The organism is uncultured Sphingomonas sp., assembly GCF_964021865.1.
GTDB lineage: Bacteria > Pseudomonadota > Alphaproteobacteria > Sphingomonadales > Sphingomonadaceae > Sphingomonas.
This window is the reverse complement of the sequence record NZ_CAXIAM010000055.1, coordinates 1-21,544: the sequence shown is the minus strand read 5'-3', so window position 1 is coordinate 21,544 and position 21,544 is coordinate 1. Positions and strand designations below refer to the sequence as shown.

Sequence of the window (21,544 nt, the reverse complement as noted above, 5' to 3'; positions counted from 1 at the left end):
CCACGTCCCCGGCGCGGCGGATGCGGTCGTCCCGGCGCAGACGCAAACCACTTTGGCCGAGGAGACCACAGTTGCGACGACCCGGCGCCCGCCTCTGACAGCGGCGGCGACGATCGTCCCGCCCCACGTCCCCGGCGCGGCGGATGCGGTCGTCCCGGCGCAGACGCAAACCACTTTGACCGAGGAAACCGCAGTCGCAACGACCCGGACCTCGCCTCTGACGGCGACGATCCCGCCTCACGCCCCCCGCACGGCGGACGCGGTCGTCCCGGCGCAGACATCGCCCGCGCCGGCGACGCGGCACGTCGCACCATCGGCGGCCGATGCCGCCCCGGCGCCGCAACCCGCCGCTCCCCTCCCCGCTCTCGCGGCGGCGGCGGCCCCGTCGTCGCTCGGTGCCGCCAATCCCAACATCGTGTCGGGCGCAGCGGCCCCCCTCACCCAACCGGGACGGCCAGCGCACGCGACCATCGCGCCGCCGCCGCTTCGTGCCGCCGACGCCTCCGCTCCCGACGCGAAGCCCGAGGAGGAAGGTCCGTCGCCGGTCCTGGAGATTGCCGCCGACACCGCCGCCGCGATCGTTCAGGACGCTGCGTCGCTCCGCGCCGCTCCGAGGTCGGCCGCCCCCGCCGCGACGCCGATCGCGACGACACCGGCGCGCCCCATCGCCGCGGAAAGCACACGTCCAGCGGCTCGAACGGTCGACGCGCCCAGCATCGAGGCGGCTATTCCCGAGCCGATCGCGGCACCGGCGGCTGCAAACGATACTCCCGCCACGACGCAAACCGCCGAAGCCCCGCAATCGCGTCCAATACCCTCGGAAGGCCCCGCACGACGCGACATCGTCGCCGACTCGTTGCTGCGCACCGCTCCCGTCGCACCGTCCAGCCCGATCATCGCCAGCGCCGCGACGGTCCGCGTCGATGCGCCGATCGTCACCCCGGCCCCGATTGCCGCGACGCCGACCGCATCACAGCCGGTAATTTCGGCAACGGACGTGTCCCCCGCTGCGCCCACGTCGGCACCGGTCGCCACCCCGCCAGCGATCGAACCGCCCCCGGCCGACGCGCTTGCCGTCCGCGACACGCCACGCGCAGCACCCGCGCCCGCTCCGGTTGCGACCGACGCCCCCCCCGCGCCGGTAATTGCCAGCGCCGCGCGCACCTTCGCCGAGGCGATCCACCGCGCGGTCACCGCCGACGATCGCGCGCGCCCCGCCGATCCGACCGCGCCGATCACGCAGCCGCAGGCGACCGCCGCAGTCTCCGCCGCTGCGGTCACCGCGACCGGGCAGGCGCAGCAGCAGACGCTCGACATGCGCCAGCCGCATTGGCCCGCGGCGATGATCCAGCACATCGAGAAGCTGCGCGACATGGCCGATGCCAATGACATGCGCATCCGCGTCGTCCCCGATGCGCTCGGCGCGATCGACGTCGCGCTGCGCCGCGAAGGCGATACCGTGCAGGTCCAGCTCACCGCCGAACAGCCGCAGACGCGCGCGATGCTCGCCGATGCACAGCCGCGGCTGACCGAAATGGCCGAGGCGCGCGGGCTGAAGCTCCACCATGCGCAGCCCGGCGGCACGTCCGCGCAGGGCGACCGCCAGCCGTCGCAGCAACAACAACAGCAACAGCGCGCCGCGCCGGTTCCGGCCGCGCCGCCTTCCGCCCGTCGGGCCGCCACCGCGGAGGCCAACGACACCGACCAGCGTATCGCATGATTGAGGGAAACGACCGATGAGTGACGCTCCGGCCGCAGAGGCCGCGCCCAAGAAAAAGGGCAAGATGAAGATGATCGTGATCGGCGCCGTCGGCGTCATCGTCCTGCTGGGCGGTGGCGTCGGCGCCGGTTTGTACGCTGCCGGGTCCGGCCTGGTCGGCGGTGGCGGCGCCGAGAAGCCAGCCGCGCACGAGGACCCGAACAAGCCCAAGCTTGTCCCCAAGAGCGAGCAGAAGCACGCCGGTGAGGGCGGCGAAGGCGGTGAAGGTGGCGAAGGTGGTGAGGGCGGCCACGGCGGCGGCGAAGCCAAGGCCGAGGGCGGTGGCGAGGGCGAAGGCGGCAGCAGCGAGTCGCACGGCGCGCCGACGCCGGAGGGTCACGGCGGCGATCCCTATGCCTCGAATTATTATGCGATGGAGAAGGAGTTCACCTCCAACCTTCAGGATTCGGTGCATTTCATCCAGATCGGCCTGGCCGTGTCGACGCCGTATGACGACAAGGTCATCGGCAACCTGAAGACCAACGACATCGCGATTCGCTCGGCGATCCTGTTGACGCTGGGCGACACGCCCGAGGATCAGGTGTTCACCAGCGCCGGCAAACAGCAGCTTCAGAAGCGGCTGGTCGCAACGATTAACCAGGTTCTGCGCGAAAAGGAGGGGTTCGGCGGGATCAGTAACGTCTACTTTACCACTTTCGTGGTTCAGTGAACGGGCATGGTTAACACGCCCTCCTCCCTCGATGCCGGATTCGACTCCGGTACGCCGATCGGCCCTGCTGCCGCATTGGGCGGGGGGAACGGCGCGCCCGCGAAACTGCACCCGTTCGGCGATCTGCACACGTTGCAGCATCTGTCGGCGCGCGCCGCCCGCGGCGTGCGTCAGACGTTCGAGGGCTATTGGCGCGCCGAGACGCGCGCCTGGGCCGAGCCGCTCGAGGTGCTGCGCCTCGCCGACTATCGCGCGGCGCGCGGCGACAAGCTGACCGCGTGGCTGCCGCTGTCGATGGACGGTCGCGCCGCGCTGTGCGTGCTCGACAGCCAGTTCGTCGTCGAGATCATCGACCTGTTCTTCGGCGGCACCGGCGACGTCTCGCCGGTGCTGGCGCTCGAATTCACCCCCGCCTGCGACGTGATCGTCGCGCGCATCGCCAAGGCACTGGCCCGCGCGCTGGAAACCGCATGGGAGCCGCTGGCGCGCGCGCGCTTCGTCGCCGAGCCGTTCGAGCTGGGCGGGAGCATGATCCCCGGCGTCGAGGCCGACGAGGTGGTGATCGCCACCCGCTTCGCGATCGCGCGCGGCACCGCCAAGCCGGCGTTCGTCGACATCCTCTACCCGGTCGCGACGCTGAAGCCGCATACGGTCGCGCTGACCGGCAAGGTCGTCGCCAAGCCCAGCGAGGTCGACGCCGAATGGCGCACCGAGCTGACGCGCGCGGCGATGGGCGTGCGCTTCCCGGTCCGCTCGGTGCTGGCCGAGCCGACCATCCCGCTCTCGCGGCTCATGGATCTCAAGGAAGGCGACATCATCCCGATCAGCTTCGGCGCCGACGTGCCGATCGTGGTCGGCGGGATGACGCTGGGGCTGGGCACCGTGGGCACGTCCAACGGCCGCGCGGCCATCCGCATCTCAAAGTTCGAAGGATCCCTGCAATGAACGATATGACCGGCGGCTTTGCGATCGACGCCGCCGTCGCCGCCAACCTGCGGCTTTTGCAGGGCGTCGACGTGAAGCTGACCGTTGAGATCGGCTCGACCACCCTGTCGCTGCGCGAACTGCTGGCGCTGGGCGAGTCGAGCGTGATCGAGCTGGACCGGCAGGCCGGCGAACTGCTCGACGTGCTGGTCAACGGCACGCTGATCGGGCGCGGCGAGATCGTGACCGTCGGCGAACGGTACGGCGTCAAGATGACCGAGCTGGTCTCGCCCGAGAAGCGCGGCTGAAGGGCGATCACGCGATGATGTGGACCTATATCCTGAAGCTAATCGTGATGCTCCCGCTCGTCTGCGGGCTGATGATCGGCTGCCTGTATCTCTGGCGTCGTCTCGAAGCGCGGATGCCGGGTAAGCCGAGCACCCGCGGCATCGCGGTGCGCGAGACGATGATGATCTCGCCGGGCGTCAAGCTGGCGGTGGTCGACTTCGAGGGGCGGCGTCTGCTCGTCTCGGTCAACCGCGCGGGCGTGACGCTGGTCGACAAGGCCGAAGGGCGCGTGCCGGTGGAGCCGGCCGCGTGAGCGCCTCGGCGATGCACAGCGGCGCGCTGATCCGCCCGCGCGCGCGCGCCGCCGGTCGGCGCGCGCACCTGATCCTCGCGCTGCTCGCGATCGTCGTGGCGCTGTGCGTCGCGATGCCGGCGCTGGCGCAGAATTTCCCCGCCCCGTCGCAGCCGGCGGCGCAGGGTGCCCCCGCCGCGCCCGCGCCGGGCGTCGGCGACGCGGTCGACCGCGCGCTCGGGCAATTGTCGCGCGGCGATGCGGGCGCGCAGGGCAAAAACGGCTCGCTGTCGCTGTCGCTGCAGGTGCTCATCATCATGGGCCTGCTCACGGTGCTGCCGGGCATCGTGCTGATGATGACCAGCTTCACGCGGATCATCATCGTGCTGTCGATCCTGCGACAGGCGATGGGGCTGCAACAGACCCCGCCCAACCAGGTGCTGATCGGCCTGTCGCTGTTCCTCAGCTTCTTCATCATGGCGCCCGCGATCAACCAGATCAACACGACCGCGATCCAGCCCTATTCGCAGGGTCGCATCGGCGGCACCGAGCTGATCCAGACCGCCGCCGCGCCGCTGCACGCCTTCATGTCCAAGCAGACGCGCGTGAAGGACGTGACGATGTTCGCGCAGATGGCGAAATCAGGCCCCTATGCGTCGCCGAACGACATTCCGTATTCGGTGCTGCTGCCGGCGTTCGTCACCTCGGAGCTGAAGACCGCGTTCCAGATCGGCTTCCTGCTGTTCCTGCCGTTCATCGTCATCGACCTCGTCGTCGCGACGGTGCTGATGGCGCTCGGCATGGCGATGCTCAGCCCGACGATCATCTCGCTGCCGTTCAAGCTGCTGCTGTTCGTGCTGGTCGATGGCTGGGCGCTGACGATGGGCAGTCTGGCCAATTCGTTCGCGACCTGACCCGCCGTTCGTCCTGAGGAGCCGCTGAGCGAAGTCGAAGCGGCGTCTCGAAGGACATGGTGGTTCGAGACGGGACTTCGACTTCGCTCAGCCCCTCCTCACCACGAACGGTACTCCCATTTCCGCAAGGCAGATCACATGCAACCGCTCGTCGATGCCGATTACTTCCTGACCGTCGCCAACCAGACCATGTGGGTGCTGGCGCTCGTCTCCGCGCCGATCCTGATCCCGGCGTTGCTCTCGGGGCTGATCCTCGGGATGGTGCAGGCCGCCACCTCGATCAACGAACAGACGCTGAGCTTCGTGCCGAAGCTGATCGTCGTCGCGGTGTCGATCATGGTGTTCGGCGCGATGATCCTCGGGTTGCTGAGCGACTTCACCACCGAGATCTTCGCGCGCATCCCGGATTTGGTGCACTGATCTTGCGCCATCCCCGCCCCGTCACTCCGGCGCAGGCCGGGGTCCAGAGCCGCAAGCGCGGTTCTGCGTGGCTCTGGACCCCGGCCTGCGCCGGGGTGACGGGAGAGATCGACGCGCCGCGGCAAAGCCGCGTCGTCGGACGGACGCGTGGCGTCCGCCGGCCGCGCTTGCTCCTGTGGCGCGCAATATGCGCGCGCTCGGAGCTGGCGCGATGCTAGGCTTCGGCCTCTCCATCGAACCGCAACTCTGGGCGCTGATCTTCGTGATGATCCGCGTCGGGGCGGCGTTCATCGCAGCACCCGTGTTCGGCAACGTCTCCGTGCCGCTGCCCGTGCGGATCACGCTGTCGGGTGCGGTCGGGGTGCTGGTGCTCGGCACCACCGCAATCCAGCCCCCGCCGACGATCTTCGCGCTCGCCACCTTCGTCGCGGTCGCCGCCGAGGCACTGGTCGGGCTCGCGATGGGCTTCATCGTCCAGATCGCCTTCGCCGCGCCTTTGGTGGCGGGCGAGATCATCGGCGGATCGATGGGGATCGGCTTCGCCAATATGATCGACCCCAATTCGGGCCGCTCCAGCCCGGCGGTCGGCCAGTTCCTGTCGATCCTGCTGACCTTGCTGTTCCTGTCGCTCGACGGGCATCTCGTGCTCGTCGACATGGTGGTGAAGAGCTACACCGCACTCCCGCCCGGCGCGGCATGGCTGGCGGCGGGGCAGCTGCGCGACATCGCGCTGTTCGGCGGCTATGCGTTCATGGCCGGGCTGCTGCTCGCGCTGCCGGTCGGCTTCCTGCTGCTGTGCCTCAACCTCGTCATGGGGATGGTGTCGCGGTCGGCGCCGTCGCTCAACCTGTTCTCGATTGGCCTGCCCGCCAGCCTCGCGGTCGGGGTCGTCAGCCTTGCGATCGCGCTGCCCGCGATGGGCGATTACATGCAGGTGATCGTCCGTGAAGGCCTCGCCGCCGCGCAAAGCCTGGTGCTCGGCTGATGTCGGAGGGAGGCGACAAGACAGAAGCCCCAACCCAGAAGCGTCGTGACGACGCCAAGGAGAAGGGCGACGTCCTCAAGAGCCGCGACCTCGCGACCGCCTTCGTCGTGCTGGCCGGCATCTCGTGGCTGATGTTCTTCGGCCCGGCGCTGCTCGCCGCGTGCCGCGAGGTGATGGCGGCCAGTTTCAATTTTGGGCGCGCCGACGTCGAGGATTTCCAGCCGTGGCGCCCGCTGATCCAGGCCGGGTGGAAGCTCGCCGCGCCACTCGGCACGTTGTTCGCGATCACGATCGCCGCGGCGATCGCCAGCCAGGCCGGGCTCGGCTCGCTGAGCTTCAACGCCAAATTGCTCACGCCCAAGGCGTCGCGGATCAATCCCGGTTCGGGGATCATGCGGATCGTCGGGATGCAGGGCTGGATCGAGCTGGGCAAGTCGCTGCTCAAGGTCATGTTGCTCGGCGCGATCGGCGCGTGGATGCTGTGGCAGACCGCGCATTTCAGCTTCGGGCTCGCCGCCTCCAACCTGCCGGTCGCGCTCGCAGGGCTCGGCTCGACGCTGACGCATGTCCTGCTCGTCATGGCGATGGGGCTGATCGCGATCGGCATGATCGACGTGCCGACCCAGATCATGCAGCTCCTCAAGAAGCTGCGCATGACCAAGCAGGAAGTGAAGGACGAGCATAAGGAGAGCGAGGGCAACCCCGAGATGAAGGGGCATATGCGCATGAAGCAGCGCGAAATGCTGTCGGGGGGTATGCACAAGGCACTCGACCAGGCGCATGTCGTGCTCACCAACCCGACGCATTTCGCGGTCGCGCTGCGCTACGACCGCGGGCGCGACGAGGTGCCGGTGGTGGTGGCCAAGGGGCGCGGCGCGCTGGCGCTTGCGATCCGCTCGGCGGCCAAGGACCGCGCGCTGCCGATCCTCGAATATCCGGCGCTCGCCCGCGCCGTCTACTACACCAGCCGCGAGGGACAGGAGGTGCGCGACGATTTGTATCTCGCCATCGCCACCGTGCTGGCTTTTGTCTTCGGACTCAACGCGCAAGCCGGCGGGACGCAACCGCCGGTCGAGGTGCCGGATACCGCACGTTTCGACGAAAATGGTGTCCGGCAGTCATAAAGGATCGCCGCGCGCGGCCGTTTAGGAGAGCATCATGGCGACGATCAGCAGCACCAGCACGAGCAGCACGGCGACGACGACCAAAACGTCGTCGTCGACCGCGTCGTCGACCACCAAGACATCGACGGCGGCGTCGATCAACAAGTCGGCCGCCAACTCGATCCTGACCTCGCTCGGTTCGGGCTCGGGCGTCGATACCGATACGCTGGTCACGCAGCTCGTCGATGCGCAGTTCGCCGCCAAGCGCGCGCAGATCACCGCCAAGACCGACAAGCTGACCGCGCAGATCTCAGACGCGGCAACGCTCAAGAATTTCGTCAGCGACTTCGCCAAGGCGGTCAACACGCTCGTCACTGGCGGCACGCTCGCGACGCAGCCCAACGTCAGCGATCCCAAGGTTGCCGGCGCGACCGCGATCTCGGGCGCGCCGATGTCGGCCACCGCCTCGGCGAACGTCACCGTCACCTCGCTCGCCACCGTTCAGACCGTTACCAGCGCAAAGCTCGGCAAGACCGACCAGTTCGGCACCGGCAAGCTGACGATCAACATCGGCACCGCGAATTACACCGCAGGCAAGATGGATAGCCTGGCCGTCGGCAAGGCGAGCGACGGCACCGACCTGAGCTTCGACGTCGACATCGCGCCGCCCAACGACACGCTGTCGGGGATCGCCGCCGCGATCAACGCCAAGAACACCGGCGTCACCGCCGCGATCATCACCGATGCCGATGGCGGCGCGTTCCTGTCGCTCAAGGGGCAAAGCGGCACGGCGCAGGCGTTTTCGGTGAAGGGCACCGGCGGCACGCTCGACACGCTCAGCGTCGGGCCGGACGCGACCGCGACCTCGAAGATGGCGGTCGTCGGCCAGTCCGCGAACGCCAAATTGTCGGTCGACGGCGTGTCGGTCGAGCGGCCGAGCAACGAGATCAGCGATCTGGTACCCGGCGTCAAGCTGACGCTGGCCGGCACGGGCTCGATGACGCTCACCGGCACGCGCCCCGACACCGCGCTGACCAACGGCGTCAAGGATTTTGTCGAGACCTTCAACCAGTTGCTCAACGAGGTAAAGCAGCAGACCAATGCGGTCGACGGCAGCCTGCGCGCCGATCCGGCCGCCAAACAGCTGCTGCGCAACCTGCAGGGCTTCGCGAGCAAGACGTTGCTCCCCGATGCCGCGGCGGGCACGCCCTCGACGCTGGCGGGGATCGGCGTCACCACCGACAAGACCACCGGCGAGCTGACGATCGACGAGGCCGCACTGACCAAGGCGATGAAGGATTCGCCCGACTCGATCCAGGCGATGTTCACGCCGAACAGCTTCGGCGCGACCGGCATCAACGCCGCGATGCAGTCGCTGAAGCTGTCGTCGGGCAGCACGCTCTACGGGCTGGGCGCGACCGATCTGAAGCTGCGCAAGGCGCAGGACGATCTGACCAAGGAAAGCGCCAAGATCGACGAACAGGCGACGCGCTTCACGACGCGGCTGACGCAGCAATATGCCAGCATGAACTCGCGCGTGTCGGCCTATAAGCAGACGCAGGCGTTCATGACGCAGCAGATCGACGGCTGGTACAACAAGTCGAGCTGATCGGGAGAGACGACAGATCATGGCCTACGCCTCTTCCCTGCTGCGCGATCCGGCGCGCACCTATCGCGAGATCGACCTGGCGGGCCGCACCGCCGCGGCCGACGGCCCGGCGCTCGTCCAGCTGCTCTACGAGGAGCTGACCCAGGCGCTGCGCGTCGCTGCCTGGGCGGCCGATCACAAGCAGTTCGCGACGCGCAGCGAGCGCATCACCCGTGCCACCGCGATCCTGTTCGCGCTGGAGGCCAATCTCGATTTCGAGAAGGGCGGCGACGTGTCGCGCGCGCTGGCGCGCTTCTACGGCGGGTGCCGCCGACAGGTGATCGAGGCGAGCATCGGCACCGACGGCGCGCCGTTCCGCGCAGTCGCCGCCGAGCTGGAGGAAATCGCCAGCGCGTGGCGTCAGGCGCGCGCGGCATAGTTCCCGTCATTCCCGCGAAGGCGGGAATCCGGACGCGCGGGTCTTCGTAAGAGCCGCGACGTCAGAGGTTCTGGATTCCCACCTTCGCGGGAATGACGAAGCGGACGAGGACGATTATCCTCGAAACCAGTGGCGCTGGACGAACCAGACCACGATCCCCGCCGCGATCACCGCACAGGCGCCGGCGATCGCATCGAACGCCCACGGCTCCTCGGCATAGGGCAGCCCCTTGACGTTCATGCCGTACAGCCCGGTCAGGAACGTCAGCGGCAGGAAGATCATCGCCACCATCGCGATCACCAGACTGCGCTGGTCGAGCTGTTCGGCGCGCAGGTCGGTCAGCGCCTCGTGCATCAGGGCGGCGCGTTCGCGGATCGCCTCGACTTCCTCCGCCATGCGCGCGGCGCGGTCGGCGGCAGCGGACAGATGCGCGCGATCGTCTTCCGCCAGCCAGTCGCCGGGCAGCGTCGCCAGCCGTTCCAGCGCCGCGCGCTGCGGGCTGAGGAAGCGGCGATAGTTGATCGCCTCCGAGCGCATCCGCGTCACCGCGCGGCGCAGCTCGAAAACGCGATGCGCGCTCAGCTTCTGCTCGCAATCGTCGAGTCCGTCACCGAGGTCGGCGACGACCGGATCGAGATCCTCGGTGATCGCGGTGGCGATCGCCGCAATCAGGTCGCCGGGGTCGCGCAGCTCGCCATGCTCCATCTGCTCCTCGACGCGCGCCAGCGACACCAGCCGCTTGCGCGAGACGGTGATGACGCGTCCCCTGGTGGCCCAGATGCGAATCGAGGCGAGCACGTCCGACGTGTCGAGCGGCTCGTCGGTCCGCCCGCGCAGGTTGACGAACGCGCCATGCCCGATCTTCTCGGCGCGCGGGCGCGTCTCGGCGGCGGTCAGCGCGTCGACGGTGAAGGTGTCGAGCCGGGCGGCATCGCGCAGCCATGCCTGCGCCTCGGCGGCGTTGGAGGCGAGATGGATCCAGCGGAACGTCGCCTCTCCCGACAACGCGGCTTTCGGCGTCACCTTCTCGACTTTGCCGTCCTCGCCGACGCGCCATGCCACGCCGCTCATGATCGCATTCCGATATCCACGGTCAGCCCGGTGCCGTCCCTCGGGGCAGCGTCGCATTGTTCGCGCGCGGCGTCGGCGCGCGCACGGTCGAGGATCGCGGCGGGCACGTCGGCGCGGTGTGTGACGCGGTCGGCGGCGGCGAGCAACCGCGCCTGCCGCAGCGTCAGGTCGTCGGGATCGCGCGAGGCAAGTTCGACGCGCACGACGCCGGTCGTCGTCCGCCCGGCGAGCACCGCCGCTGCCGCATCGCACCCGTCGTAGTCGGCGAGCGGATCGAGCGCCGCGCCGGGCGCGAGCGCCGCACCGATCGCGCGCCGCCGCGCGCCGCCATCGGGCAGCGCGGCGCGCAACGCCGCGCGTGCGCCGTGCAACGCTTCGGCGAGCCGGCCCAGCGACGCCGGCAACACCGCCTCCAGCCGCTGCCGCACCGCCGCCGCCAGCCCGGCCGAGACGCCGCCGGTGCCGATCGCGACCAGCACCGGCGCGCGGTCGACGATCGCGGGCAGCGTGAAGTCGCAGAGTTCGGGCCGGTCGACCGCGTTGACCAGCACCCCGCGCGCCTTCAGCCGCGCCACCGCTTCGTCATCGTCGGCGACGATCGCGAGCCGGGCGTGCGGGTCGCCCTCGCCGACGATCACCGCCCCGGCGCGTTCAAGCAACCGCCGCTTCGGCTCGGCGGCCTCGCCCTCGCCGACGAGGATCACCGGGCGGCCGTTAAGGCGAACGAACAGCGGGAGGCTGTGAAGGGTCATGCGGCCTCACCTCGCGCCGCCGCTTCACCAACTCCCGTCACGGAAGGAAACGGCGTAGACCCTACAACCACTCTGGCACGCGCTCCGCGGCGAGGATCGTCTCCGCGGCGATCCGGTCGGCGACCACTGCATAGCGGTCGCCGTCGACCAGCACCTCGGGCACCAGCGCACGGCTGTTGTAGGTCGACGCCATCGTCGCGCCATAGGCGCCGGCGGTGCGTAGCACGGCGAGGTCGCCGCCCTCCACCGCGTCCATCTCGCGCGCCATCGCGAACGTATCGCCGGTCTCGCACACCGGGCCGGCGACGTTCGCCGTCATTCGCGCGCCACGCGGCGTCACCGCATCGACATCGTGCCATGCGTCGTACAGCGCGGGTCGCGCCAGATCGTTCATCGCCGCATCGACGATCACATAGGGATGCACCACCCCCGGCTTCACCCAGATCACGCGCGTCAACAGCACGCCGGCATTGCCCGCGATCACGCGGCCGGGCTCGAACATCAGCTGCACGTCCCAGCCCTTCGTCACGCGCTCGACCATCGCGCCATATTCGGCCGGGGTGCGCGGATCGTCGCCAGCCTTGTAGCGGACGCCGAGCCCGCCGCCGAGGTCGACGCGCGCCACCGGATGACCCGCCGCGCGGAGCTCGTCGACCAGCACCTTCACGCGTCGATAGGCGGCCTCCAGCGGGGCGAGATCGAACAACTGGCTGCCGATATGGATCGCGACGCCCTGCATCGACAGGCCGGGCAGCGCAGACAGCCGCGCATACATCGCCGGGGCCTGATCGATCGGCACCCCGAACTTGTTCTCCTTGCGTCCGGTCGAGATCTTGGCGTGCGTGCCCGCATCGACGTCGGGGTTCACCCGCAGCACCGCACGCGCGGTCAGCCCGCGTTCGTGCGCCAGCTGCGCAAGGACGACGCCCTCTTCCTCCAGCTCGAGGTTGAACTGGCCGATCCCGGCCTCAAGCCCGCGCAGCAGTTCGGCGCGCGTCTTGCCGACGCCCGAAAAGACGATCCCGCTCGCCGGAATGCCGGCCGCCAGCGCACGCGCCATCTCGCCGCCCGAGACGACGTCGGCACCATAGCCTTCGGCGGCGACGACGCGCAGCACCGCCAGATTCGGATTGGCCTTGATCGCATAGGCAAGGTGCACGTCAGGCACGCCGGACAGCGCGTCGCGGAAGGCGCGTGCCTGCGCGCGGAAAGCGGCGGCGGAATAGACGTAGACGGGGGTGCCCACCTCCTCGGCGATCCGGGTCAGCGGCACGCCCTCGCACCACAGGGCGCCGTCGCGGTAATGAAAATGGTCCATGGTCACTCGCAGAAATTCGTCAGCGTGGGGGAAGGTCGAACGGGTCGGGCTCCCGTTTCTGCGAGCTTTTCAATACTTCCCCGGTGCGCTGCGGCCGCGCCTGGACCGAGGGGGTGAGCAGGTCGGCGACCGCCGGCTGTTGCGCCGCGCCGTAGGGCGTGACCGGCATCGCCTGCCCCGGTGCGGGCTTCAGCGCCTGCGTCGATCCGCACGCGGCGAGCGGGAGCGCGGCGAGGATCAACAGCGCCCTCATGCGCGCGCCGCCCGGATCGCGGCGCGGACATTGTCGGGCGCGGTGCCGCCGAAGCTCTTGCGGCTCGCCACCGAGGCATCGACCGACAGCACGCCGTAGACCGCATCGGTGATCCGCGCGTCGATCGCCTGCAGATCGGCGAGCGGCACCTTGTCGAGCGTGCAGCCGAGTGCCTCGGCCCGCGCCACCGCACGCCCGGTGATGTGATGCGCCTCGCGGAACGGCACATCGGCCTCGCGCACCAGCCAATCGGCCAGGTCGGTGGCGGTCGCGAAGCCGCTTTCCGCCAGCGCGCGCATCCGGTCGGTGCGGAACGTCGCGCTTTCGATCATACCGGTCATCGCCGCGATCGAGATCGCCAGCAGGTCGTGGCACTCGAACACCGGCGGCTTGTCGTCCTGCATGTCCTTGGAGTAGGCGAGCGGCAGCCCCTTCATCGTCACCATCAGGCTGACGAGGCAGCCGGTGATTCGCCCGCTGTGCCCGCGTACCAGCTCGGCGGCGTCGGGGTTGCGCTTCTGCGGCATGATCGAGCTGCCGGTCGACCATTGATCGCTGAGCGACACGAACCCGAACGGCTGCGACGCCCATAGCACGAATTCCTCGGCGAGCCGGCTGAGGTGCAGGGAGCATTGCGCCGCGGCGGTGAGGTAATCGAGCGCGAAGTCGCGGTCGCTGACCGAATCGAGGCTGTTGCGCGTCGGCCCGTCGAAGCCGAGCGCGGCGGCGGTGGCGTGACGGTCGACCGGGAAGCCGGTCCCCGCCAGCGCCGCCGCGCCCAGCGGGCACAGATTGCCGCGCGCGCGATTGTCGCGGAAGCGGCTGATGTCGCGCGACACCATCTCGTGATAGGCCATCAGATGGTGGCCCAGCGTCACCGGCTGCGCCGATTGCAGGTGGGTGAAGCCGGGCATCACGCTGCCGGCATGTTCCTCGGCGCGCGCCAGCAATGCGGCGTCCAGCGCATCCAGCGCCGCCAGCACTTGATCGGTCGCGTCGCGCACCCACAGGCGGAAGTCGGTCGCGACCTGATCGTTGCGGCTACGCGCGGTGTGCAGCCGCCCGGCCGCCGCGCCGATCGCATCGGACAGCCGCGCCTCGGTCAGCATATGGATGTCTTCCATCGCCAGATCGTCGGGCACGCCCTCCGCGGCATAGCCCGCCGCGACCTGCTCCAGCCCGTCGCGGATCGCGGCCGCGTCCGCGTGCGAGACGATCCCCTGTTCGGCGAGCATCGCGACATGCGCGCGGCTGCCCGCGACATCCTGCCGCCACATCCGCTTGTCGAAGGGGATGGACGCGTTTATCTCGCGCATCACCGCGGCGGGCCCTTCGGCGAACCGCCCGCCCCACATCTGGTTGGAACCGCTCATGGCATCCCGCGTCGCGATCGTCTGTCTCCTCGGCACCGCGCTGGTGATGGCCGCGTGCGATAAGCCGTCCCCGGGCAACGGGCAAGCGGGGGGACAGACGGAGATCGCGAGCAGCGACGAAGTCCCCGCCACGTCGGCGCCGAAGGTCGACAAGATCGACCGCAGTCACAAGGGCGAGCGCGCGCCCGACGTAACCTTCACCCCGGCGGCAGGCGGCGCGGCGACCAGTCTGGCGGCGTTCAAGGGCAAGCCGGTGCTGGTCAACCTGTGGGCGACGTGGTGCGCGCCGTGCGTCAAGGAGATGCCCACGCTCGACGCCGCCGCTGCGACACTCGGCGACAAACTGCCGGTGCTCGCGATCAGCCAGGACATGGAGCCCGCCAAGGCCACCGCCTTCCTCGCACAGCGCAAGTTCGCGAACCTGCGTCCGTTCCTCGACCCGAAGCTGGGGCTGAGCACCGGTTATGGCGCGAACCTGCCGACGACGATCCTGTACGGCGCGGACGGCAAGGAAATCTGGCGCGTGACCGGCGACATGGACTGGACCGGCGCGGAGGCGAAAAAGTTGCTGGCTGAGGCGGCGTAATTCTCGTCCTCGCCACAGGCAAACGCCGTCATTCCCGCGAAGGCGGGAATCCAGAACCCCGGACGTCCATGGCTGTTGCGAAAACCTGCGCGTCTGGATTCCCGCCTTCGCGGGGATGACGGCTTTGGGCGGTACGCCGATCACTCCCAGCCGCGACGAACGAAAGCAACTGAACATCATGACCCGCGCCGCCTCCACCAGCACCGCGCCCGCACTCATCGCGGTGCTCGTCGCGAATGCGGCGCTGGCCTTCGGCCCCTTGTTCGTCCGCCTCGCCGATACCGGTCCGGTCGCCGCCGCCTTCTGGCGGATCGCGCTGGCGGTGCCGGTGCTCGGCGGTATCGCGATCGCCTCGCGCAAGCCCGCTGCGGCGGCCACCTCGTGGCGCATCTGGCTGTTCGTCGCGCTGGCGGGGGTCGCCTTCGCCGCCGATCTCGGGACGTGGCACCTCGGCATCCTCCACACGACGATGGCCAACGCAACGTTGCTCGGCAATTCGGCGACCTTCCTGTTCCCGCTCTGGGGGTTCCTCGTCGCGCGTGCGTGGCCGACGCGGATGCAGGGTGCCGCGTTGCTGCTTGCCGCCGCAGGTACGGCGCTGTTGATGGGGCGATCCTACCAGCTCGATCCGCGCCACTTGGCCGGCGACCTGCTGTGCATCGTCGCCGGGGTGCTCTACGCGCTCTACTTCATTCTGATGTCCGATGTGCGCCGCGCGCTGGCACCGTGGCTGGCGCTGGCGCTGTCGTCGCTCGCCTCGTTGCTGCCGCTGCTCGGTTTCGCGTTGATCCTCGGCGAGCGGATCATTCCGCAGCACTGGACCCCGCTGATCGCGCTGGCGATCGTGTGCCAGCTCGTCGGGCAGGGCTGCATGATCTATGCGCTGGGCCGGCTGTCGCCGCTGGTGGTCGGGCTGGCGTTGCTGATCCAGCCGACCGTGGCGGCGGCGATCGGCTGGGTGCATTTCGGCGAAGCGCTCGGCGCGCCCGATTTCGTGGGGATCGCCATGATCGCTGCGGCATTGGTGCTGGTGCGCGACACGCGGCGCGATGCTAAAGAGCCATCGGCCGCCCATCCGGTGCCGGAGGAAAAGCGATGATCGAGAATCTGACGCCGGAAGACCTGACGCTGGACGAGGTCCGCGCACGGCTCGCCCCCGCGATCGCCGCCAATGCCGCGTTCGACGGCTGGGGTGACACCGCCCGCGATCTCGCCGCCGAGCAGGAAGGCATCGACCCCGATGTCGCCCGACTCGCGTTCGCGGACGGCGCGGTGGCGATGATCGATGCCTGGTTCGCGCATGTCGATGCCGCGATGGCCGCGGCGCTGCCGCCCGCGACACTGGCGACGATGAAGATCCGCCAGCGCATCACCGCGCTGGTCGAGGCGCGGCTGGCGGTGCTCGCCCCCGAGCGGGAGGCGCTGCGTCGCGCGCGCGCCATCCTCGCCTTGCCGACCAACGTCGCCGCCGCGGCGCGGTTGGGCTGGCGCAGCGTCGATGCGATGTGGCGGCTCGCCGGCGATCATGCGACCGATTACAATCACTACACGAAGCGCGCGCTGCTGCTGGCGGTTTATGCTGCCACCACCACCGTGTTCCTCGATGACGACAGCGACGAGCAGGCGGATACCCGCGCCTTCCTCGCGCGCCGCATCGACGGGATCATGCGGTTCGAGAAGGCCAAGGCGCAATTCACGCGCCGGACGCAGCATCGGCCGAGCCTCAGCCGCTTCATCGGCCGGCTGCGCTACCCGGTGGTGTGAGCGGCCGAACCGCGTCACTCGCTAATTGATAATCAATCTCATTGCGATTATAGAAGCCGGGTGACCACGCCCATCAGCCTCGAAACGCTCCCGCGGCACCAGGCCGCCATCGTCGACGACATCGATTGGTCGCGGCTCGCCACGCCCGAGGCGCGGCGGTTGCGCGAACTCGGTTTTGATTCGGGCGTGCCGGTGCAGGTGCTTCACCGCGCGCAGCTTGGCGGCGGCCCGGTCGCGTGCCGGATCGGGCGGATGACCGTGGCGCTGCGCCGCGCGGTCGCCGGCGCGATCCGCGTCTCGGTCGAACCGCTCCCCGCCGAGTGACGCGCCCCCGGCGCCACGCGTGATGGAAATGCCCCCGCTGGTCGCGATGGTCGGCAACCCCAATGCCGGCAAGAGCGCGCTGTTCAACGCGCTGACCGGCGCACGACAGAAGGTCGGCAATTATCCCGGCGTCACCGTCGAGCGCCACTCGGGCCGGCTTGCGCTCGACGACGGCCGTCCGGTCGAGCTGGTTGACCTGCCCGGTGCCTACAGCCTCGAACCCTCGTCCCCCGACGAACGCGTGACGCGCGACGTGCTGCTCGGCGCGCAGGCCGGCGAACGCCGCCCCGATGCGTTGGTCGTCGTGCTCGACGCCGCCAATCTCGACAACCATTTGCGCTTCGCGATGCAATTGATCGCGCTCGGATTGCCGGTGGTGGTTGCGCTCAACATGGTCGACCTTGCCGAGCGTGATGGGCTGGTGCTCGATCCGGCGGTGCTGGAGCGCGAGCTGGGCGTGCCCGTCGTCCCGACGGTAGCGGTGCGACGGCGCGGGATCGACACCTTGCGCGCGACGTTGACCACCTTGGTCGGCGCACCCGCCGCGCCAGCCACTCCCGCGACGCCGGTCGAGGACATCCGCACACTACAACGCCGCGCGCGCGCGCTCTCGCAGGCCGCGACGATCAGCGAGACTCCGACGCGTCGCTGGCACCATGCGCTCGACAGCGTCGCGCTGCACCCGGTGTTCGGCCCGATCCTGCTCGTGGCGTTGCTGTTCGTGATGTTCCAGGCGGTGTTCAGTTGGTCGGAAGCGCCGGTCGGCTGGATCGAGGACGGGTTCGCCGCGCTGGAGGCCGCGATCAAGGGCATGATGCCCGCCGGTTTCCTGCGCTCGCTCCTCACCGACGGCGTGATCGCGGGTGTGGGCGCGGTGGTCGTCTTCCTGCCGTTGATCCTGATCCTCTTCCTGTTCATCCTCGTGCTGGAAGCATCGGGCTATATGGTCCGCGCCGCCTTCCTGCTGGACCGGTTGATGGCCGGCGTTGGGCTGTCGGGGCGCGCGTTCATCCCGCTGTTGTCGAGCTTCGCGTGCGCGGTGCCGGGAATTATGGCGACGCGCACGATCGACGACGAGAAGGATCGGCTGACCACGATCCTGATCGCGCCGCTGATGACCTGCTCGGCGCGGCTGCCGGTCTATACGATCATTATTGCCGCCTTCATTCCGGCGCGGCAGGTGCTGCCGTTCGTCGGGTTGCAGGGGCTGGTGCTGCTCGGCCTCTATTTGATGGGCATCGTCGGCGCGTTCGTCGCCGCGCTACTGCTCCGCCGCACCGTGACGAAGGGCGAAAGCTCGGGCTTCATGATGGAAATGCCCAAATACCAGCTGCCGCGGCTTCACGATGTCGCGATCGGGCTGTGGAGCCGCGCAGTGATCTTCCTGAAGCGCGCGGGCACGACGATCGCGCTGACGACGGTGGTGCTTTGGGCGCTGCTCAGTTTCCCGCAGGCCCCTGCCGGTCAGAAGCAGGTCGAATATTCGATCGCCGGTCGCATCGCGAGCGGGCTGGAGGTCGTCGTCCGCCCGATCGGCTTCAATCACGATATCGCGCTGGCGCTGATTCCGACGATGGCGGCGCGCGAGATTGCGGTCGCGGCGATCGGCACCGCCTATGCGATCGACGATACCGAAGACGCATCGGGCGCGAAGAGCCTCGTCGATCACCTGCGCGGCCGCTGGTCGCTGCCGACCGCGCTCGCCTTCCTGATGTGGTTCGTCTTCGCCCCGCAATGCATCAGCACGATCGCGGTGACCCGGCGCGAGACGAACGGCTGGAAATGGCCGCTGTTCATGTTGGGCTATCTGTTCGTGACCGCTTATGTCATGGCGGGGATCACATTCTGGCTGGCGACGTTCGCCGGCCTCTAAGAGGTTTGCATGGCAGGCAGCGTCAACAAGGTCATTCTCGTCGGCAATCTCGGGCGCGATCCCGAGTCGCGCTCGTTCCAGAACGGCGGCAAGGTGGTGAATCTGCGCATCGCGACGTCGGAATCGTGGAAGGACCGCAACACCGGCGAGAAGAAGGAAAAGACCGAATGGCATTCGGTCGCGATCTTCAACGAAGGGCTGGCGAACGTCGCCGAGCGCTTCCTGCGCAAGGGCAGCAAGGTCTATATCGAGGGCCAGCTCCAGACGCGGAAGTGGCAGGATCAGCAGGGCAACGACAAATACAGCACCGAAATCGTGTTGCAGGGCTTCAACTCGGTGCTGACGATGCTCGACGGTCCCGGCGGCAATTCGGGTGGTGGCGGCGGCGGCAGCCGTGACGATTTCGGCGGCGGCGATGATTTCGGTGGCGGTGGTGGCGGCTACGGCGGCGCGCGCGGAGGCGGTGGTGGCGCCGCACGTGGCGGTGCCGGCAGCGGCGCAGCGGCCGGCGGTGCGCGTGGGGGCGGCTATGGCGGTGGGTTCGCGGACGATCTCGACGACGATGTACCCTTCTAAATGACCGAACTCCGCCCCGGCTTGCAAATCTGTCCCGAGGCGCTGGACGAGGCGAAGCGGTCGGAGGTGCTTGCCGCCTATGATGTCGATTCGCTGCGCGGCACCGCGGTGCTGAAGCAGATCACCGATTTCGCCGCGCATCTGTGCGGTGTCCCGGTCGGCCTCGTCAGCATCCTCGACACCGATCACCAAACGTTCCTGGCGCGCACCGGCTTTCCGGAGGGGCCGGAGCCGCCACGCGAACATTCGTTCTGCGGCCATGCGATGTGGGACAGCGGGTTGATGGTCGTCACCGACGCCACCGCCGATCCGCGTTTCGCCACCAATCCGCTCGTCACCGGCGAAATGAACCTGCGCTTCTATGCCGGAGCCCCGCTGATCTCCGACGACGGCTTTCCGATGGGATCGCTGTGCGTGCTCGACACGGTGCCGCACCCCGAAGGGCTGACCGCGCTGCAGCGCGAGGGGCTGACGGTGCTGGCCGCCAATGTCCTCGCCCGGTTGCGGGACTCGCGCGACGGCGCGGCGCGGCGCGCCTCGCTCCGTCGCGCGCGCAGCGCGGCGGCGGAAAGCGAAACGCGCTTCCGCATCCTCGCCGACACGATGCCGCAGATGGTGTGGTCGACGCTGCCCGACGGCTATCACGATTATTACAACGCGCGCTGGTACGCCTTCACCGGCGTGCCCGAGGGATCGACCGATGGCGAGGCGTGGAACGGCATGTTCCATGCCGACGACCAGTCACGCGCCTGGGCCATGTGGCGGCATTCGCTGGCGACCGGCGACCCCTATGAGATCGAATATCGCCTGCGCCACCATGACGGCACCTACCGCTGGGTGCTCGGCCGCGCCTTGCCGATCCGTGACGCCGAAGGCGCGATCACGCGCTGGTTCGGCACCTGCACCGACATCCACGAACAGAAAATCGCGATGGAGCAGCGCGAGATCATCAGCCAGGAGCTGAGCCACCGCATCAAGAACATCTTCTCGGTGGTCGCCGGGCTGGTGCATCTGACCGGGCGCACCCACCCCGAACTGGCGGGGTTGATGGGCGAATTGCGGCAGCGGATCACCGCGCTTGGTCGCGCGCATGATTTCGTCCGCCCACACAGCGATCAATCGCGTCCGACGCTGCGCCAGGACAGTCTGCACGGCATGCTCGTCGAGCTTTTCTCCCCCTATCACGCGCAGGGCCGCGAACGGATTCGTATCCTCGGCGACGACGTGACCGTCGACGATCGCGCCGCCACCCCGCTCGCGCTGATCTTCCACGAGCTGGCCACCAACGCGAGCAAATATGGTGCGCTGTCGTCGGCGGACGGGCACGTCACGCTGACGATCACCGTCGAAGCCGGCGACGTGGTGCTGGATTGGTGCGAGCGCGACGGCCCGCCGCTGTCGGGCCTGCCGACGCAGACCGGTTTCGGCTCGCAGCTGATCGAGATGAGCGCTGCACGGCAATTGGGCGGCACTGTGACACGCGAGTGGCCGACGCCCGGGCTGGAGGTGACCATGCGCGTGCCGATGATCGCGTTCAGCCGGTAAGGTGAATGTCCGATGTGCCGCAACGACGTGTTGCGGCCCGCGGCGCGCGCTTAACTCGCCGGAGTGGGGCCGGTACTGGGGACGGTCGAGGCCGGCCAGCGTATGAAATCGAGGCATTCGCCGTCGCCGGCATCCGGCTGCGCGGCGGTGCGCGCCGCCGCCAGGATCGCCTCCTCGTTGAACGGCTTGCGCACATAGCCCAATGCCGCGTCGCAATTCGGGATCTGTCCGGGGTTGGCGGTCACGAACACCACATTCACGCCGTAGTCGCGCGCGATCCGCTCGGCGATGTCGGGCCCGGTGGCCCCGTCACGCAGATTGACGTCGACGAACGCAAAGCGGCATCCCGGCGCGGCTTCCAATGCCGACTCCGCGTCGGCGGCGATCGCTACGACTTGATATCCCGCATCCTCCAGAATCCGTTCCAAATCGAGCGCAACGAAAATCTCGTCCTCGACGATTAGCGCCGTCGCAGTCATGTCGGAGTCCTTATCACGGACGACTTAACCGCGATCAACTTTGCTTTGTTCCCGGCGCAGCAGGAAGATCGCATGTTCGGCAAGGAAGTTCGCCGCCGCGCCGCCGGTCTGCTTGTCGCCCGACAGAAACCACGCTCCTTCAACGATCACCCCGCGCTCGGCGAGATGCGCGCGGAAATCGTCGATCGTCAGATGGTGGATGTTGGGCGTGTCGTACCAGCGTTCGGGCAGCAGCCGCGTCACCGGCA

General features: G+C 68.8%; 25 protein-coding genes. 18 read left to right on the top strand and 7 right to left on the bottom strand.

Annotation, left to right across the window (positions count from 1 at the left end; all coding sequences use genetic code 11):
• The 11 genes from AADI75_RS13260 to AADI75_RS13210 form a co-directional block, all read left to right on the top strand.
• A partial coding sequence (locus AADI75_RS13260) for a flagellar hook-length control protein FliK (RefSeq protein ID WP_341209486.1) occupies positions 1 to 1,720 on the top strand: 1,720 nt, incomplete at its 5' end.
• Between the two features lie 16 nt (positions 1,721 to 1,736).
• Complete coding sequence (locus AADI75_RS13255) at positions 1,737 to 2,429, top strand: flagellar basal body-associated FliL family protein (protein WP_341209485.1); 693 nt, start codon at positions 1,737 to 1,739, stop codon at positions 2,427 to 2,429.
• Positions 2,430 to 2,435: 6 nt separating this feature from the next.
• Positions 2,436 to 3,374 (top strand): flagellar motor switch protein FliM, encoded by a 939-nt coding sequence (locus AADI75_RS13250; protein WP_341209484.1) that lies wholly within the window; start codon positions 2,436 to 2,438, stop codon positions 3,372 to 3,374.
• A complete protein-coding gene (gene fliN / locus AADI75_RS13245; protein ID WP_028967502.1) occupies positions 3,371 to 3,661 on the top strand; it encodes a flagellar motor switch protein FliN in 291 nt (96 codons plus the stop codon). The genes AADI75_RS13250 and fliN overlap by 4 nt, the downstream gene beginning before the upstream one ends.
• A gap of 14 nt (positions 3,662 to 3,675) precedes the next feature.
• Positions 3,676 to 3,954 (top strand): flagellar biosynthetic protein FliO, encoded by a 279-nt coding sequence (locus tag AADI75_RS13240; protein ID WP_341209483.1) that lies wholly within the window; start codon positions 3,676 to 3,678, stop codon positions 3,952 to 3,954.
• An 11-nt stretch (positions 3,955 to 3,965) separates the two neighbouring features.
• Positions 3,966 to 4,847 carry a flagellar type III secretion system pore protein FliP gene (gene fliP, locus AADI75_RS13235; RefSeq protein WP_341209490.1) on the top strand — a complete coding sequence of 294 codons (882 nt, stop codon included), beginning with the start codon at positions 3,966 to 3,968 and terminating at the stop codon, positions 4,845 to 4,847.
• A gap of 138 nt (positions 4,848 to 4,985) precedes the next feature.
• Positions 4,986 to 5,267, top strand: a complete 282-nt coding sequence (gene fliQ, locus AADI75_RS13230) for a flagellar biosynthesis protein FliQ (protein ID WP_028967499.1) — start codon at positions 4,986 to 4,988, stop codon at positions 5,265 to 5,267.
• 211 nt (positions 5,268 to 5,478) lie between these two features.
• Positions 5,479 to 6,252, top strand: coding sequence for a flagellar biosynthetic protein FliR (fliR, locus tag AADI75_RS13225; protein ID WP_341209489.1), 774 nt, complete (start codon positions 5,479 to 5,481; stop codon positions 6,250 to 6,252).
• Positions 6,252 to 7,376: a flagellar type III secretion system protein FlhB gene (locus AADI75_RS13220; protein ID WP_341209482.1), complete on the top strand. Its 1,125-nt coding sequence runs from the start codon at positions 6,252 to 6,254 to the stop codon at positions 7,374 to 7,376. The genes fliR and AADI75_RS13220 overlap by 1 nt, the downstream gene beginning before the upstream one ends.
• Before the next feature lie 34 nt (positions 7,377 to 7,410).
• On the top strand, positions 7,411 to 8,964 hold the full coding sequence (gene fliD / locus AADI75_RS13215; protein WP_341209481.1) for a flagellar filament capping protein FliD: 1,554 nt from the start codon (positions 7,411 to 7,413) through the stop codon (positions 8,962 to 8,964).
• Positions 8,965 to 8,983: 19 nt separating this feature from the next.
• Positions 8,984 to 9,382 carry a flagellar protein FliS gene (locus AADI75_RS13210; RefSeq protein ID WP_159753523.1) on the top strand — a complete coding sequence of 133 codons (399 nt, stop codon included), beginning with the start codon at positions 8,984 to 8,986 and terminating at the stop codon, positions 9,380 to 9,382.
• A 114-nt stretch (positions 9,383 to 9,496) separates the two neighbouring features.
• Here AADI75_RS13210 and AADI75_RS13205 read toward each other — a convergent pair whose 3' ends face one another.
• From AADI75_RS13205 to argH, 5 genes are all read right to left on the bottom strand, one after another.
• On the bottom strand, positions 9,497 to 10,453 hold the full coding sequence (locus AADI75_RS13205) for a zinc transporter ZntB (protein WP_341209480.1): 957 nt from the start codon (positions 10,451 to 10,453) through the stop codon (positions 9,497 to 9,499).
• A complete protein-coding gene (locus AADI75_RS13200) occupies positions 10,450 to 11,205 on the bottom strand; it encodes an NAD(P)-dependent oxidoreductase (RefSeq protein ID WP_341209479.1) in 756 nt (251 codons plus the stop codon). The genes AADI75_RS13205 and AADI75_RS13200 overlap by 4 nt, the downstream gene beginning before the upstream one ends.
• 61 nt (positions 11,206 to 11,266) lie before the next feature.
• The gene (gene lysA / locus AADI75_RS13195) at positions 11,267 to 12,523 is read right to left on the bottom strand and encodes a diaminopimelate decarboxylase (protein WP_341209478.1); all 1,257 of its coding nucleotides are present in this window, start codon (positions 12,521 to 12,523) and stop codon (positions 11,267 to 11,269) included.
• 19 nt (positions 12,524 to 12,542) lie between these two features.
• Positions 12,543 to 12,776 carry a hypothetical protein gene (locus tag AADI75_RS13190; protein ID WP_341209477.1) on the bottom strand — a complete coding sequence of 78 codons (234 nt, stop codon included), beginning with the start codon at positions 12,774 to 12,776 and terminating at the stop codon, positions 12,543 to 12,545.
• Positions 12,773 to 14,131 carry an argininosuccinate lyase gene (gene argH, locus AADI75_RS13185; RefSeq protein WP_341209488.1) on the bottom strand — a complete coding sequence of 453 codons (1,359 nt, stop codon included), beginning with the start codon at positions 14,129 to 14,131 and terminating at the stop codon, positions 12,773 to 12,775. Before argH ends, AADI75_RS13190 begins: the two co-directional genes overlap by 4 nt.
• Positions 14,132 to 14,147: 16 nt before the next feature.
• Here argH and AADI75_RS13180 point away from each other — a divergent pair, with 16 nt between their 5' ends.
• The 7 genes from AADI75_RS13180 (at position 14,148) to AADI75_RS13150 (ending at position 20,817) form a co-directional block, all read left to right on the top strand.
• Positions 14,148 to 14,735 carry a TlpA disulfide reductase family protein gene (locus AADI75_RS13180; protein ID WP_341209476.1) on the top strand — a complete coding sequence of 196 codons (588 nt, stop codon included), beginning with the start codon at positions 14,148 to 14,150 and terminating at the stop codon, positions 14,733 to 14,735.
• Between the two features lie 178 nt (positions 14,736 to 14,913).
• Positions 14,914 to 15,834: a DMT family transporter gene (locus tag AADI75_RS13175; protein WP_341209475.1), complete on the top strand. Its 921-nt coding sequence runs from the start codon at positions 14,914 to 14,916 to the stop codon at positions 15,832 to 15,834.
• Positions 15,831 to 16,499, top strand: a complete 669-nt coding sequence (locus AADI75_RS13170; protein WP_341209474.1) for a COQ9 family protein — start codon at positions 15,831 to 15,833, stop codon at positions 16,497 to 16,499. The genes AADI75_RS13175 and AADI75_RS13170 overlap by 4 nt, the downstream gene beginning before the upstream one ends.
• Before the next feature lie 60 nt (positions 16,500 to 16,559).
• The gene (locus AADI75_RS13165; RefSeq protein WP_341209473.1) at positions 16,560 to 16,823 is read left to right on the top strand and encodes a FeoA family protein; all 264 of its coding nucleotides are present in this window, start codon (positions 16,560 to 16,562) and stop codon (positions 16,821 to 16,823) included.
• Between the two features lie 22 nt (positions 16,824 to 16,845).
• A complete protein-coding gene (locus AADI75_RS13160; RefSeq protein WP_341209487.1) occupies positions 16,846 to 18,696 on the top strand; it encodes a ferrous iron transporter B in 1,851 nt (616 codons plus the stop codon).
• A gap of 9 nt (positions 18,697 to 18,705) precedes the next feature.
• A complete protein-coding gene (gene ssb, locus AADI75_RS13155; protein WP_341209472.1) occupies positions 18,706 to 19,272 on the top strand; it encodes a single-stranded DNA-binding protein in 567 nt (188 codons plus the stop codon).
• Positions 19,273 to 20,817 (top strand): PAS domain-containing protein, encoded by a 1,545-nt coding sequence (locus AADI75_RS13150; protein ID WP_341209471.1) that lies wholly within the window; start codon positions 19,273 to 19,275, stop codon positions 20,815 to 20,817.
• A 50-nt stretch (positions 20,818 to 20,867) separates the two neighbouring features.
• On the opposite strand, the gene AADI75_RS13145 is transcribed toward AADI75_RS13150, so the two are convergent.
• Both AADI75_RS13145 and AADI75_RS13140 read right to left on the bottom strand, forming a co-directional pair.
• Positions 20,868 to 21,296, bottom strand: a complete 429-nt coding sequence (locus tag AADI75_RS13145; protein ID WP_341209470.1) for a response regulator — start codon at positions 21,294 to 21,296, stop codon at positions 20,868 to 20,870.
• 24 nt (positions 21,297 to 21,320) lie between these two features.
• On the bottom strand, positions 21,321 to 21,544 hold a 224-nt coding region (locus AADI75_RS13140), incomplete at its 5' end, for a methionine biosynthesis protein MetW (RefSeq protein ID WP_341209469.1).

Bases quoted from the DNA above. Each gene is read 5' to 3' on its own strand.
- AADI75_RS13255 (WP_341209485.1), top strand. From the start codon at position 1,737: ATGAGTGACGCTCCGGCCGCAGAGGCCGCGCCCAAGAAAAAGGGCAAG.
- AADI75_RS13250 (WP_341209484.1), top strand. From the start codon at position 2,436: ATGGTTAACACGCCCTCCTCCCTCGATGCCGGATTCGACTCCGGTACG.
- fliN (WP_028967502.1), top strand. From the start codon at position 3,371: ATGAACGATATGACCGGCGGCTTTGCGATCGACGCCGCCGTCGCCGCC.
- AADI75_RS13240 (WP_341209483.1), top strand. From the start codon at position 3,676: ATGATGTGGACCTATATCCTGAAGCTAATCGTGATGCTCCCGCTCGTC.
- fliP (WP_341209490.1), top strand. From the start codon at position 3,966: ATGCACAGCGGCGCGCTGATCCGCCCGCGCGCGCGCGCCGCCGGTCGG.
- fliQ (WP_028967499.1), top strand. From the start codon at position 4,986: ATGCAACCGCTCGTCGATGCCGATTACTTCCTGACCGTCGCCAACCAG.
- fliR (WP_341209489.1), top strand. From the start codon at position 5,479: ATGCTAGGCTTCGGCCTCTCCATCGAACCGCAACTCTGGGCGCTGATC.
- AADI75_RS13220 (WP_341209482.1), top strand. From the start codon at position 6,252: ATGTCGGAGGGAGGCGACAAGACAGAAGCCCCAACCCAGAAGCGTCGT.
- fliD (WP_341209481.1), top strand. From the start codon at position 7,411: ATGGCGACGATCAGCAGCACCAGCACGAGCAGCACGGCGACGACGACC.
- AADI75_RS13210 (WP_159753523.1), top strand. From the start codon at position 8,984: ATGGCCTACGCCTCTTCCCTGCTGCGCGATCCGGCGCGCACCTATCGC.
- AADI75_RS13205 (WP_341209480.1), bottom strand. From the start codon at position 10,453: ATGAGCGGCGTGGCATGGCGCGTCGGCGAGGACGGCAAAGTCGAGAAG.
- AADI75_RS13200 (WP_341209479.1), bottom strand. From the start codon at position 11,205: ATGACCCTTCACAGCCTCCCGCTGTTCGTTCGCCTTAACGGCCGCCCG.
- lysA (WP_341209478.1), bottom strand. From the start codon at position 12,523: ATGGACCATTTTCATTACCGCGACGGCGCCCTGTGGTGCGAGGGCGTG.
- AADI75_RS13190 (WP_341209477.1), bottom strand. From the start codon at position 12,776: ATGAGGGCGCTGTTGATCCTCGCCGCGCTCCCGCTCGCCGCGTGCGGA.
- argH (WP_341209488.1), bottom strand. From the start codon at position 14,131: ATGTGGGGCGGGCGGTTCGCCGAAGGGCCCGCCGCGGTGATGCGCGAG.
- AADI75_RS13180 (WP_341209476.1), top strand. From the start codon at position 14,148: ATGGCATCCCGCGTCGCGATCGTCTGTCTCCTCGGCACCGCGCTGGTG.
- AADI75_RS13175 (WP_341209475.1), top strand. From the start codon at position 14,914: ATGACCCGCGCCGCCTCCACCAGCACCGCGCCCGCACTCATCGCGGTG.
- AADI75_RS13170 (WP_341209474.1), top strand. From the start codon at position 15,831: ATGATCGAGAATCTGACGCCGGAAGACCTGACGCTGGACGAGGTCCGC.
- AADI75_RS13160 (WP_341209487.1), top strand. From the start codon at position 16,846: ATGGAAATGCCCCCGCTGGTCGCGATGGTCGGCAACCCCAATGCCGGC.
- ssb (WP_341209472.1), top strand. From the start codon at position 18,706: ATGGCAGGCAGCGTCAACAAGGTCATTCTCGTCGGCAATCTCGGGCGC.
- AADI75_RS13150 (WP_341209471.1), top strand. From the start codon at position 19,273: ATGACCGAACTCCGCCCCGGCTTGCAAATCTGTCCCGAGGCGCTGGAC.
- AADI75_RS13145 (WP_341209470.1), bottom strand. From the start codon at position 21,296: ATGACTGCGACGGCGCTAATCGTCGAGGACGAGATTTTCGTTGCGCTC.